The following is a 14,636-nucleotide window of genomic DNA, read 5'->3' on the forward strand; positions in this document are numbered from 1 at the left end:
GGAGTTTAAAAAACTCCCTTTCTTCCTATCACCACTAATCTTCTTAAATAAAATTAATATTCAGTTAATTGACAGTAAAGAAACCAACATTACTTGAATCAGCAAGTGGAAGAGCATTTAACAAGCCGTCCCAAACTAATACTTCAACAGAGTATTTTCCACTATCAAAACTTTCGAGTGGGATATCTAAACTGAATCTGTTCAGTGCACCTTTGTTAATTTCATTCATATCTGCTTTGCCAATATATGCCACTGCACCATCAGCATCTTTAACTTGAACGATGACAGTAGGGTTAATTATCGTTTGGCCAACGTTTTTGAAATCCCCTTTTATGCTTACACTTGCAGAATTATTAAACTTATTAGCTTCAACTCCATTTGCATCAAACGTTTTAGTAGCTTCCAAACTAATCGGATGATTCACTACCATTATTTTTGCTTCAAAACTATCTTCCTTAGTACCATCTATTGGAGAAAGAACAATAGTATATTCACCACTTACTGCTGTAGCATCAGGTGTAAATTTACCATTAAAGGTTTGACCTTCTTCAGAATCAAGATTGATCACTTTTCCATTTGGATCGATTACTTTTGCATTCCATTCAATATTATCAGACGCTTCTGCTGTAATGACTGCAGGAGAATCAGAGCTTACATTATTTTCTGGTGTAACATCAAATGAAGTGATGAATCCTTTAGGAGGTGTTGTTCCTTTATAGATTGAAATTGTTTTCTTCGTTACGTGACCAGTAAGATCAGTTACTACAAACTCGAAGTCATTTCTTCCTTCAGTTAGATTTAGTGTTACTTTTTCTTCATGTGTTAAAGGTTTTTGAATAAGTGGTTCGTCGAAGTCATTATGATACAATTCACTACCATTCATTTGTAGACGTATATCATCAAAGTTGTCTGAAACCTTGACTGTTACTGTTGGATCTGGACTACCAGTAGCAACGGTATTATTTTCTGGAAGACCAGTGATATCTATTGTAGCAGGCTGTGTATCAATAAAGATTTGACGTCGGAACTTAATTGCATTTCCAACCACGTCTGCACCTTCGAAGTAAATGTCATGAACACCATCTTCAGTGAATGTAAGTTGTGTAGCAAAAGTATATTGCTTAGTTGTTGAATTATACACCAAGCTTATATCTTTTGATCCGCCAACTAGCTTATCACTTTTCACGGTTAAATTTTTTACACTTGAACCATCTGTTACATATCCAGTTAGAGGAATTTCTCGAGAATCATAACCATTCAATGCTTTAGGTGAATCTGCAAAGATAAATGGAATTGTGTTATCACCAGGAGAGGAAACAGCTACACCATTTGTATTACCTGCATTGTCAGTCGCAATGATTTCAACTGAATTATTTGCTACCTTTGTACCAAGATTAACCGCGAAAGAAGTTTTACCATCAGGATTTACTGAGCCAAGTAGTGATCCATCAACTTTAATGTCAATTCGATCTAGGCCACTTCCACCATTATTATCTTTCGCATTAAAGAAGAGAATATTATTTTTCTTACTGTAAGCTGAATCAGTTATTACTGGAGCAGTATTATCAACAAAAACAGGGAACTTAACAACTTGTGGTGCTTTACCTGGATAATCAACCTGTGTTTTAACTTGATAATAATACTTACCTTCCGGAGCTACCTTATTATTTATTAAACCATTCCATTCTGTATAGTATGGTTTGTAAGTATAATTTGTCTTAGCAGCAAAATAGTTTTTACCTTGGTCTTTATCAGTACGAAGTAAACGAAGTACCTTACCATTTTCGTCAGTGATGCTGTATTCAACTGTTTTACTGTTTCTTAAAAATTGAAGAACCGGTGTAATTGTCTTTTTGCTACCTGAACCGTTTGGAGAGATTGCAAGTTTCTCTTTTTGGTAAACAAGTGTAAATGGATTTCTGCCCATGAAATTTCCATCTTGATCAACAAACGCAGAGAAGTTATAGTATGAAGATGCAGCGTCATATTTTGTTGCATCTAAAACTGGAGCTGCATTCCAATCGCCTTTGAAGCCTACATATGGCACTGAAATATCAGGGAATGCTCCATCTTGGTTAGTATTTTTAAGCGTAATATACCCTTCAACAAAATAGCCATTTTTCATTGCTGCTTCTAATGCTGCTTTTGCATTTGTAAGATCAACTATTACTTTAATATCCTTAGATTCACCTGGGAACAATGTAACGCCGTTTGGAAAATCAGTTTTTACGACAGCATTTGAAATAGCTTGTGTTTTTAGATCATTCCTTCCTTTTGTTACTGAATCAGTTAAAACAGAAGCGTTTACATTATAAGTAACATCTTTGTCACTAAAGTTTGTAGCTGTTACGGTCATTTCAAATTTGTCAGAAGTAATTTCTTTCAATTCAACTTTTGCATCTTGCGTGCCTTTTCTAACAACATAAACTGGTGAATCGATCGCTGAATGTAATTGCATGATTCCTGCACCTTGACGGCGAGGTGAGTAAGGAAGGTTATTATCATCTGGATCTAGAACTGGTTTTGCGGTGTTCAAAAGAAGTGTTTTAGCTCTCTTCACTTTGTTAGCACCTTGAAGATCTGGGAATAGTTGTTGAACCTTCTGTAATACTAAAGCAGATCCACCCGACACGTGAGGTGCCGCCATTGAAGTACCACTCATAATTCCATATTTATCATCATTCAAAGTGGAATAAATTTGTCCACCTGGAGCAGTAAGTTCTGGTTTTAATTCTAAGCTTGGTGTTACACCCCAAGATGTAAATGTTGACATTTTACCAGCAGTTGTATTTGCTACTGTTGTCATTTCACCAGTAAAAGTAACTTTAGCTGTACCACCTGCAGCCTTAATTTTTGACTCAAGCAAGTTCCCATCACTAATTCCCAAAGAAACTAGTGGAATAGTTGGGCTTGATAATGCCATACTTACATAATCCCCATGTGCAACAGTTCCTCTAACAATAACTCCTGCTGCGCCAGCAGCTTCAGCATTCTTTTGAATTTCTGCATAGTTAGGATTAGTAGCTGTTCTTACAACAAAAGCCACTTTTCCTTTTACATCTAAACCAGTATATTTAGCGGGACTTCCGTCACCTGCATAAACCATATCAAGTTCTTTCGTTGTGCCAAATACCTCTAGTGGATTAGGTGATGATTGTCTTTTATATGCAATAGGAAGGTTTTCACTACCAATTTTTACTTTCATTTGATCCAAGGTAATTTTATTATTTTCAATACTAGCAACTGCAATAGAGCTTGTTGAAAGACCTGGGGATCCAACTAGTCCAATATCTGGGTTAGAAGCTAGAGGGTTAGTAGTTCCGCTACCAATTTGATCGTTGTTACCAGCGGAAATTGACATTAATACTCCACTATCAGTTGCTCTTTGAATAGCTTGTTGCTCCATATTATCAGGATTTACAAACCCTGCTGCAGAACCTAAACTCATGTTAAGAACATCTGCACCTAGTTTAATCCCGTCGTCAATTGCTTTAATATAAATGTCTCCAAATGTGCTTGGATAACCTGGGTCATTACTAAATACTTTTAAAGCAAGTAATTGTGCGTTTGGAGCTACACCTTTTATACCGCCCTTCGATTCATCACCATTTGCTCCTACTGTACCAGCCACGTGCATTCCGTGCATAGATGCATCTGGGCCTAAGTCAAGAATCGTATCACTTTTATCAAAATAATTATATCCGTATGGTACTTTTAATGTGTAATATTTTCCGTCTAGTTTATTGTCTAATTTAATTTGGGTAACTTTGGCTGAAGTCAATTTATTTTTAGGATCAGTACTTAAAGTCATGTCCTTATGATTGTAGTCTATACCAGTATCGATGATTCCAACTACCATTCCTCGACCATCAAAGCCAGCATTCCAAGTTTGAATCGCTTGGACCATTTCTTTACTTGCAATCATTTCAGGTTTTTCAGTTGGTCTCTCGTATTGATTTACAATTTCTACTTTTTCTACATCTGGTAAATTTTCAAGTTCGTCAATTTGACCATACTCGATTTCACCACTTACACCGTTTACAACAGTTGTAAACTGATTTTTAATATCAAGATTAATTTTTTCTTTTTTAACATCTGATAAAAATACATTTTGTTCATTATTAATAGTAGCTTGTAAGTCTTGTTGTTTTGCTGCTGATAAATCCTTGTATCTAACACCTTGTTTAATAGAATAAGATATTGCTGGTTCCCCTTCTAATTCAACAAAAACACGAACTTTTTCATGCTCATTGTATAATGGTTTTGTTGGAATTGAATCCGAATTTACGTCATTAAGTACCTTTAGTTCGTCTGTTTCAACTGAATCAGCTCTCACAACACCTGCATAAGTAATCGAACTAGAAAAAGCTAATAACGATGCCAATCCTACAGCTGCAATTTTTTTTGTTTTTCGCAGTTTTTTCAAACGCCTCTCCCCTTTATCTTTTTTTCTAAAAATTAATAGTGTTTATAAATCCTCCCTTCCAATCTATGTATTGTCTGAGTCAATTAAATTTTCATTAAATTTAAATGTACTCATTCTCACAAAATATATCATTCGTTATTAAGACCGTACATAGCGAACACTGACAGTTTTAGTAGATTTAAATAGAATGGCTATTTAAATCTTTCGAGTGAAAAAACACAATAATACTAAAAAAGTTCAGACTTCGATTAAAATCGATGTCTGAACTTTTTTATGAAATCAATTATATGTAATTAAGTCATTATATTTTTCTAATGTAAATAATATTAATTTTGTTTTTATCTCTTTCAAAAAAAGAAATAATAGAAAATAGATCCTTATAATGCTTTCTTTTTATATAATATCGACCTTTTCTATTATATTTCATATATATTTTCAGAATATTCTTAATAAAATGTTTGTATGTAACATTATGTAAAAATATGTGCAACAAAATACACATAAACTGGCATTCTTTCATTAATAATCTCATTCAAATCAATAATTATTTTTATTACCTATATTAAACACTACTATAGTACTTATAAACAAAATATTAAAACCCACTTTTGCTTAACAAAAGTAGGTTTGTTTCTATACTAATGCTCTATGAATTTATACTTACCTTTTCTTCGACTTGTTGTGAAAGAAATTGCCTTTTTCTAAATAGTTTATTTACATAAAACATTAATGGAAAACTCATAAAGGCAATTACACTAATAATAACAAATGCTTTGCCCCCATTTGCATAACCAAAATATGATAATAAACTCCCACCTAATGATGGTCCAATGACAAATCCAAGTTTTGAAAATCCCATCGCTCCGAAATAGGTTCCTTTTAATTCACTTGGTGCTAATTGATCTACAAATACATCATTAAATGTGAATGCAAATATTTCCCCAACAGTTAATAGAACCATTGTTAATACTAAGAAAGGATAATTAGTAAATAAGCCAAATCCTGCTACAGAAATACTAACAATTAAATTCCCGATCATCATTGACAGAGTTGGAGAGAACCTTTGCATATAATTAACAATTGGAAATTGCAATACAACAACTGTAACAGCATTTATTGTTGTTAAATAAGCGTACAATTTTATCCCATTAGTAAACTGTGGTGCGTTTGCAAAATATTGGGATAGTGTTGCAAAGCTTTGTGAATAGCCTAATCCATATAAAATAATAGCAAGAATTGTAAGTCCAAAAACAATATCTTTCCGTATAATTCCGAATGACTGCATCATTGAAACTTGTTCTTTTTTTGAAGCCTTTACTTCACCAACTTTATATTTTGAAAGCATAAAGACAAGTGATAAACCATAAAGGAAGTAGACAATACCCGAAAATACAAATGGTAATGTACTTTTTGAACTCCCTAAATACAAACCAACTAATGGCCCAATTGCAACACCTGCATTAATTGCTGCATAACGAAGATTAAAAACTAACAATCTGGATTTTTCATCCGTAATGTCAGACAATAACGCTCGAGAAGATGGTTCGAAAAATGAAGAACAAATATTTAATAAAGAATTCAAAAAAAAGAACCAAATAAATGAGTCTCCTAATCCAAAACCAATTAGTATAATTGCCCAACTAAAAATACTCCAAACTAAAATTCTTTTTCTTCCTATACGGTCTGAAAGTGAACCACCAATAAAACTAAATATAACACCTAAAAATGCAGAAACACTAAGCATAATTCCAACCATTGCTGGTGAAATATGCTTTACCGATGTTAAATATATTGCTAAAAACGGCATACTAACCGTAGATGCAAAGCGTACAAATAATGTCCCGATAATAATATTCCAACTTACTGGGTGTACATAAGAAAGCTTTTTAAACATCGGTTACACCCCCAATTCTTACGAAATTTAAATTAATTTCTTAATTATCTAACATTTCTAACGGATATTCAAGTGTTATTTATCCTGAACACTTTTTATAAAAAAGGCATTTCGTAAACTTTGTTGCTTTTAAGAATGCGTTTTGATTTCCGCTCCAGGATGCTCGCTTTCCGAGGGGCGGGCGGTGAGCCTCCTCGTCGCTAACGCTCCTGCGGGGTCTCACCTGTCCCGCTGCTCCCACAGGAGTCTCGCACCTTCCGCTCCAATCAATTTCATTATCATTTGTTTTAATAAATCCTATAAAAGAACAACAAATCTTTTAGAAAAGAACTTAAAAAAGAAAAAACCTTACTCTATGGATTAGAGTAAGGTTTCATCATATATTAATAAATACTTGTATTTTCTTTAGAAGTATTTTCTAAAATTTCTTTAACACGAGCTAAGAATTTACCACAAATTAATCCATCTAGAACTCGATGATCAAGTGATAAGCATAGATTAACCATGTCACGAACACCAATCATTCCATTCACAACAGCTGGACGTTTTACAATATTCTCAACTTGTAGAATTGCTGCTTGAGGGTAATTAATAATCCCTGCACTTGCAACACTACCAAATGAACCAGTATTGTTTACTGTGAAAGTTCCACCTTGCATTTCATCCGATTTTAGCTTTCCAGTACGGACTTTTTTCGCAAGTTCTGTAATTTCACGAGCAATGCCTTTAATTGTTTTCTCATCTGCATTTTTAATAACTGGAACAAATAATGCATCGTCAGTTGCTACTGCGATTGAAAGATTAATATCTTTCTTTTGAATAATTTTATCGCCAGCCCACATTGAGTTAATTTGAGGGAACTCTTTTAACGCTTGAGCAACAGCTTTTACAAAGAAAGCGAAGAATGTTAATGAGTAACCTTCTTTTTGTTTAAATGTATCTTTAATGCTGTTACGATAGTTAACAAGATTTGTTACGTCAACTTCAACCATCATCCAAGCATGTGGTGCTTCATGCTTACTACGAAGCATGTTTGCAGCAATCGCTTTACGTACACCATTAACTGGAATTTCAATATCACCAACCGCTGTTGGAACTGAAACTGGCGCAGGTGCAGGTGCTGCTGCTTTTGCTATTGGAGCAGTTGGAGCTACTTCAGTTTGTACTGCTACAGGAGCCGCTGGTGCTACTGGAGCTGTAGGTGCTACTGGCACACCATTTGCAATAGCATTTAAAACGTCTTTACGTGACACACGTCCATTCGCACCTGTTCCTTGAATTAAAGTAAGGTCGATGTTATTTTCTTGTGCTATACGTAAAACTGCAGGTGAATAGCGAACTTTATTACCATCATCAGCTTTACGAGCTGTTTGAGCCACTGCTACTGGTTCTGATTGGAAAGTTTCATTGATTGATTCTACACTTTCTTGAATCGCATCTTTTGTTGCTTCTGCAGACACGGTAACAGTTTCTCCTGCACCCTCTACTTCAATCGTACAAATAATTTCACCAACAGCTAATGTATCACCCTCATTAGCAATTAATTCTTTAATAACGCCAGTAAATGAAGATGGTACTTCTGCGTTTACTTTATCAGTCATTACTTCTGCTAATGGATCATATTTATTTACTTTATCTCCAACTTTAACTAACCACGTGCTAATTGTACCCTCAGTTACACTTTCACCAAGTTGAGGCATTTTAATATTTTCAATCATGTTTGCGTCCTCCTTTTCCGAACAGTGCCGTTAAAAAGCTGCGAGTTCTCTCATCGCTTTTTCTACTTTATCAGGATTTACCATAAAGAATTTTTCCATTGTAGGTGAATAAGGCATTGCTGGAACATCAGGACCAGCTAAACGAGCAATCGGAGCATCTAAGTCAAATAAACAATTTTCTGCAATAATTGCAGCAACTTCACTCATTATGCTTCCTTCTTTATTATCTTCTGTTAATAGAAGAACTTTACCTGTTTTAGATGCCGCTTCCATAATTGCTTCTTTATCTAATGGATAAACTGTACGTAAGTCTAAAACGTGAACTGAGATACCATCTTTTGCAAGTTTTTCTGCTGCTTGAAGAGCAAAATGAACACATAATCCGTAAGTAATAACAGTAATGTCTTCACCTTCACGTTTTACGTCAGCTTTTCCAATTGGAAGTACGTAATCAGTTTCTGGTACTTCACCTTTGATTAAACGGTATGCACGTTTATGTTCAAAGAAAAGAACTGGATCATTATCACGAATAGCTGCTTTTAATAAACCTTTTACATCATAAGGTGTTGAAGGCATAACAATCTTTAAACCTGGTACATTAGCAAATAATGCTTCAACAGATTGAGAATGGTACAATGCACCATGAACTCCACCACCATAAGGTGCACGAATCGTAATTGGACAGCTCCAGTCGTTATTTGAACGATAACGAATTTTTGCTGCTTCAGAAACGATTTGGTTCACTGCTGGCATGATAAAGTCAGCAAATTGCATTTCAGCAACTGGACGTAAACCATACATAGCTGCTCCGATTCCAACACCAGCAATTGCAGATTCTGCAAGAGGTGTATCTAACACACGTTGTTCCCCAAATTGATCATAAAGGCCAGTCGTCGCTTTGAAAACTCCACCTTTTAATCCAACGTCTTCTCCTAATACAAATACTTTAGGATCGCGTTCCATTTCCTCTTTTAACGCCATTGTAACTGCATCAATATAAGAAATTACTGCCATGTTGTCTTGCCTCCCTCTTATTCCTCGTATACGAACTTCATTGCATGCTCTGGATCTGAATATGGTGCGTTCTCTGCATAATCTGTTGCTTCATCAACAATTCCACGAAGTTTAGCTTCTAAAGCTTCTTCTACTTCCTCAGTTAAAACGCCAACTTCTCTTAAGTATGCTGCAAATGTATGGACACAATCTTTTTGCTTCGCTTCTTCAACTTCTTCACGTGAACGATAAACTCTATCATCATCATCACTTGAGTGAGGTGTTAAACGATATGATACTGTTTCAACTAAAGTAGGACCTTCCCCGCGGCGAGCTCTGTCAGCAGCTTCTTTAACAACTTTATAAACTTCTAATGGATCATTTCCATCTACTGTAAAGCCTGGCATACCATATCCAATTGCACGATCAGATACTTTTTCACAAGCTAATTGTTTCTCAATTGGAATTGAGATCGCATATTTATTATTTTCACACATAAAGATTACAGGTAATTTATGAACTCCAGCAAAGTTTGCACCCTCATGGAAATCACCTTGGTTTGATGAACCTTCACCAAATGACACCCATGAAACGAAATCTTTTCCTTCCATTTTTGCAGCTAATGCAATACCAACTGCATGTGGAACTTGAGTTGTAACTGGAGAAGATCCTGTTACGATGCGGTTTTTCTTTTGACCAAAGTGACCAGGCATTTGACGACCACCAGAGTTTGGATCTTCAGCTTTTGCAAAACCTGATAACATTAATTCCTTAGGAGTCATACCGAATTGTAAAACAACACCCATATCACGATAATATGGTAGAACATAGTCTTTTGTATTATCTAATGCATAAGCTGCACCAACTTGAGCAGCCTCCTGCCCTTGACATGAAATAACAAACGGAATTTTGCCCGCACGGTTTAATAACCACATACGCTCATCAACACGACGTGATAAAAGCATTGTTTCATACATATTTAGCACATCTTCATTTGTTAAACCAAGCTGAGTGTGGCGATTTGAAGCTGTAACATTTTCCATGATTTCCCCTCCAATTTAGAAATGCGTAAGCGACTTGCTCACCTCCGACAGACGTTGGAGCAAATAACAATGGAAGCGTGCTTTTCGCTTCAATTGCTATTTGTGAAACGGCCGAGGAGGTAGTCGCTGTAGCTAGACATATTAAAAGCGGAAGTGCCTTGTTTAGCTCCGGCAGACGTTGGAGCAAAAACAGAATGAAGTGTGCTTTTCACTTCAATCTGTTTTTGTGAAACGGCCGAGGAGCTAGGCACTGCAGCTAGATAGTTAGAAATGCGTAAGCGGCTCGCTCACCTCCGACAGGCATTGGAGCCTTTACCAGTGGAAGCATGGTTTTAGCTTCAACTGGTAAAGGTGAAATGACCTAGGAGGTAGTCGCTGTAGCTAGACAGTTTTAAAAGCGTAATGAACTTGTTTAGCTCTGAGAGGCGTTGGAGCAAATAACAATGGAAGCGTGATTTTCGCTTCAATTGTTATTTGTGAAACGACCGAAGAGCTAGTTCATGAAGCTAGACAGTTTGAAATGCGGAAGCGTCCCGCTTATCTCCGACAGACATTGGAGCTATTACCATTTGAAGCGTGATTTTCGCTTCAAATGGTAATAGTGAAATGGCCGAGGAGATGGACGCTGTAGCTAGACAGTTTTAAAAACGGAAGTGCCTTGTTTAGCTCCAACAGCAGTCGGAGCTAAACAACTTCAGCATTTCTAAAAATTATATAAATTAAATGATTATATTAAGAATGAATTGCCAATCCTTCTACAGCTAAAGCTGCTTCACCAATTGCTTCTGATAAAGAAGGATGTGGATGGATTGTATGAGAAATTTCCCAAGGTGTAGCATCTAATACTCTTGCTAATCCTGCTTCTGAAATCATATCTGTTACGTGTGGACCAATCATGTGTACACCTAGTAGATCATTTGTATCTTTATCAACTACAAGTTTTACAAATCCATCATGTTCTCCGTAAACAAGCGCTTTACCAATAGCACGGAAAGAGAATTTACCAACTTTTACATTTAAACCTTTTTCCTTAGCTTCACCTTCAGTAAAACCTACTGAAGCAACTTCTGGATTGCTGTATACACATTTGCTCACCATTGAAGGATCTAGTGTATAAGGAGTTTTACCAACAATATGTTCAACCGCAATTGTTCCTTCTCTTGAAGCAACATGAGCAAGCTGTAAACCACCAATTACATCACCGATTGCATAAATATGTGATTCTTTCGTTTGGTAGTATTCATTTGTTTGAATAAAGCCTTTTTCTACAACAATATCAGTATTTTCAAGGCCAATACCTTCTACGTTTGCTTGACGACCAACAGAAACAAGCATTTTTTCAGCTGTAAATGCTTTTTCAGTTTCTTTGTGTAATGCCTTAATTGTTACACCTTCATTAATTTCAAGTGTTTCAGCCATTACTTTTGCACCTGTAACAATTTTGATGCCTTTTTTCTTTAATAATCTTTCCATTTCTTTTGAAATATCTTGATCTTCAAGTGGAAGTACACGTGGACTATATTCAATCACTGTAACTTCAACACCAAAGTCTGCTAACATGGAAGCCCATTCAATTCCAATAACTCCTCCACCAACGATGATCATTGATTTTGGTAAGCTTTCCATTTTTAATGCTTCATCTGAAGAAAGTACAAACTCTCCATCAATGTTCAATCCAGGTAAAGATTTTGGTCTTGAACCTGTTGCGACCAATACATTTTTAGGAATTAGCATTTCGTTTTCAGAACCATCGTTCATTTCAACTGAAATTGTACCAGGCATTGGTGAAAAAATAGATGGTCCTAAAATGCGACCGATCCCATTATACACATCAATTTTGCCTTGTTTCATTAAATGCTGAACACCTTTATGCAGCTGTTCTACAATATTTGCTTTACGCTCTTGTACTTTTCCAAAGTTTAACTTTACACCAGATGTTTCGATTCCAAATTCTTCACTTTTCTTAGCAGTAGCAAACACTTCAGCACTACGTAATAAAGCTTTACTTGGAATACAACCTGCATGTAAGCAAGTACCACCTAGTTTATTTTTTTCTACAACTGCTACTTTTAGGCCCAGTTGTGATGCACGAATTGCTGCAACATAACCACCTGTGCCTCCGCCAAGTACGACTAAATCATATTCTGTTGCCATGGATTTTCCCTCACATTTTCACACTTGATTTAATTGAGAAGCTTCCCGGATAATCTTTCGCATCTTCTTCTTCGCGAAGTACTCGTAATGCGCCTTCACTTAGTGCTTGAAGCTCATTTTCACCAGGTAAAACAATTACTCTTGCCATCCATTTTACACGATTTGTTATTTCATTTACAATTATATCACTGTAAGCAATTCCACCTGTTAAAACGATTGCATCAATGTCCCCTTCAAGGACAGCTCCTGCACTACCGATTTCTTTTGCTACCTGATAAGCCATTGCTTCATATATTAATTTTGCTTGTTCATCGCCATTTTCAATCATTTTCTCTACTTTAATTGCATCGGCAGTTCCTAGGTATCCAGCAAGCCCACCATGACCAACAAGCATTTTTTGAACTTCATTAATATAATAGTCTCCTGAAAAACACATCTTTACTAAGTCACCAACAGGGACAGTACCTGTTCTTTCTGGGCTAAATGGACCTTCTCCATCAAGACCATTATTTACATCAATAACTTTTCCTTTTTTATGAGCACCAACCGTTATACCGCCACCCATATGTGTAACAATCAGGTTTAAGTCTGAATACTTTTTCCCAAGTTGTTTTGCCACTTTACGAGCTACTGACTTTTGGTTTAATGCATGAAAAATACTTTTTCGTTCTACTTGTGGTAAACCGCTAATCTTAGCAATCGGTTCCATTTCATCAACAACAACTGGATCTACTATAAACGCTGGAATATTAAGTCCTTTTGCTATTTCATTTGCAATAATCCCACCAAGATTGGATGCATGCTGTCCGTTATATCCTGACTTTAAATCTTCTAACATTACATCATTTACAGCATATGTGCCACCTTCAATTGGACGTAGTAAACCACCGCGACCACATACAGCACTTAATTTTGAAAGGTTAATCCCTTCTTTGTGAAGGACTTCTAAAATAATATTTTTCCGAAAATTATATTGATCGATTATTGATGAAAACGAATCTAATTGCTCATCTTCATGACGAATCGTTTGTTCAATTATTGGCTTTTCATCATCAAAAACCCCTACTTTTGTCGATGTACTGCCAGGATTAATAACTAAAATGCGATGTTCTGCCAACATTGTCCCTCCAACTTTCATGAAAAAATTTATTATTTAGGCTGACCATTTTGGAATAACCCATTCATTTGGTAAATATGCTAAAAACACACTCGTGAATTCACAGACATATCTATAATAAATAAGTTAAAACTTTCCCAAATAGTCAGCCTATCTAAAATCTATTTTTATGAATTATTTTTTTCTACTTAAGATATTGTGTCCATTCTGTAAGAATTGACTACGTGAGTTATGCATGCGGTTGATACGTTCTTCTGCAAGACGATCAGCAGCTACATATGTTGGAACGCCATCACGTTTTGAAATTTCAATTACTTTTGAAATGTTGTCATAAATTCCTTCAACTTTTTTCAAAGCGCGGTCATAGTTATATCCATATAATTCGTCTGCTACATTGATAACGCCACCAGCATTGATTACGTAATCAGGTGCGTAAACAATACCTAATTCATGGATTAAGTCACCATGACGTGCTTCTTTTAATTGGTTATTAGCAGAACCAGCAATAACTTTTGCTTTTAATTGTGGAATTGTTTCATCGTTTACAGTTGCTCCTAATGCACATGGTGCATAGATGTCACATTCAACGCCGTAAATTTCGTTTGGTTCAACAGCAGTCGCACCAAATTCTTCTACAGCACGTTGTACAGCTTCTTTGTTAATATCTGTAACGATTAATTGTGCACCTTCTTCATGTAGATGTTTACATAGGCTATAAGCTACGTTCCCTACACCTTGTACAGCAATTACTTTACCTTCTAAGCTATCAGTACCGAATGCTTCTTTTGCAGCAGCTTTCATACCAACATATACACCGTAAGCAGTTACTGGAGATGGGTTACCAGAAGAACCGAATGAAGGTGAAATACCAGTTACATAATCAGTTTCTTCATGGATTAAGTCCATATCAGCAACAGTTGTTCCAACATCTTCAGCAGTGATATAACGGCCATTTAATCCTTGAATATAACGTCCTAATGCACGGAACATTTCTTCACTTTTATCTTTACGTGGATCCCCGATAATAACTGTTTTTGCACCACCTAAGTTTAATCCAGCTGCTGCGTTTTTATATGTCATTCCTCTTGCAAGACGAAGAGCATCTTCAATTGCAGCTTCTTCAGAATCATATGTCCACATTCTTGTTCCACCTAAAGCTGGTCCAAGAGTTGTATCGTGAATTGCAATAATCGCTTTTAATCCTGATTGTTTATCTTGGCAAAAAACCACTTGCTCATAATCATAAGTTTCTAAGTATTTGAAAATTTCCATGTTATTACATCTCCCTAAT

At 35.9% G+C, this 14,636-nt stretch carries 8 protein-coding genes; all 8 read right to left on the reverse strand.

All coding sequences use genetic code 11. The features are described from left to right. Positions 1 to 64: 64 nt before the first annotated feature. Positions 65 to 4,426, reverse strand: a complete 4,362-nt coding sequence (locus tag J5Y03_RS19965; RefSeq protein WP_209402829.1) for a S8 family serine peptidase — start codon at positions 4,424 to 4,426, stop codon at positions 65 to 67. 646 nt (positions 4,427 to 5,072) lie between these two features. Next, a complete protein-coding gene (locus J5Y03_RS04180) occupies positions 5,073 to 6,320 on the reverse strand; it encodes an MDR family MFS transporter (RefSeq protein WP_209402831.1) in 1,248 nt (415 codons plus the stop codon). Positions 6,321 to 6,703: 383 nt separating this feature from the next. Then, positions 6,704 to 8,038, reverse strand: a complete 1,335-nt coding sequence (locus tag J5Y03_RS04185; protein WP_209402833.1) for a dihydrolipoamide acetyltransferase family protein — start codon at positions 8,036 to 8,038, stop codon at positions 6,704 to 6,706. A gap of 30 nt (positions 8,039 to 8,068) precedes the next feature. Beyond that, positions 8,069 to 9,052, reverse strand: coding sequence for an alpha-ketoacid dehydrogenase subunit beta (locus tag J5Y03_RS04190; protein WP_209402835.1), 984 nt, complete (start codon positions 9,050 to 9,052; stop codon positions 8,069 to 8,071). A 17-nt stretch (positions 9,053 to 9,069) separates the two neighbouring features. Next, a complete protein-coding gene (locus tag J5Y03_RS04195) occupies positions 9,070 to 10,074 on the reverse strand; it encodes a thiamine pyrophosphate-dependent dehydrogenase E1 component subunit alpha (RefSeq protein WP_209402838.1) in 1,005 nt (334 codons plus the stop codon). 732 nt (positions 10,075 to 10,806) lie between these two features. Further along, complete coding sequence (gene lpdA, locus J5Y03_RS04200; protein ID WP_209402840.1) at positions 10,807 to 12,228, reverse strand: dihydrolipoyl dehydrogenase; 1,422 nt, start codon at positions 12,226 to 12,228, stop codon at positions 10,807 to 10,809. Positions 12,229 to 12,238: 10 nt separating this feature from the next. After that, positions 12,239 to 13,345 carry a butyrate kinase gene (gene buk / locus J5Y03_RS04205; protein WP_209402842.1) on the reverse strand — a complete coding sequence of 369 codons (1,107 nt, stop codon included), beginning with the start codon at positions 13,343 to 13,345 and terminating at the stop codon, positions 12,239 to 12,241. Between the two features lie 174 nt (positions 13,346 to 13,519). After that, on the reverse strand, positions 13,520 to 14,617 hold the full coding sequence (bcd, locus tag J5Y03_RS04210; protein WP_209402844.1) for a branched-chain amino acid dehydrogenase: 1,098 nt from the start codon (positions 14,615 to 14,617) through the stop codon (positions 13,520 to 13,522). Positions 14,618 to 14,636: the final 19 nt, after the last annotated feature.

This window comes from Gottfriedia endophytica (genome assembly GCF_017814275.1).
Classification (GTDB): domain Bacteria; phylum Bacillota; class Bacilli; order Bacillales; family Bacillaceae_G; genus Gottfriedia; species Gottfriedia endophytica.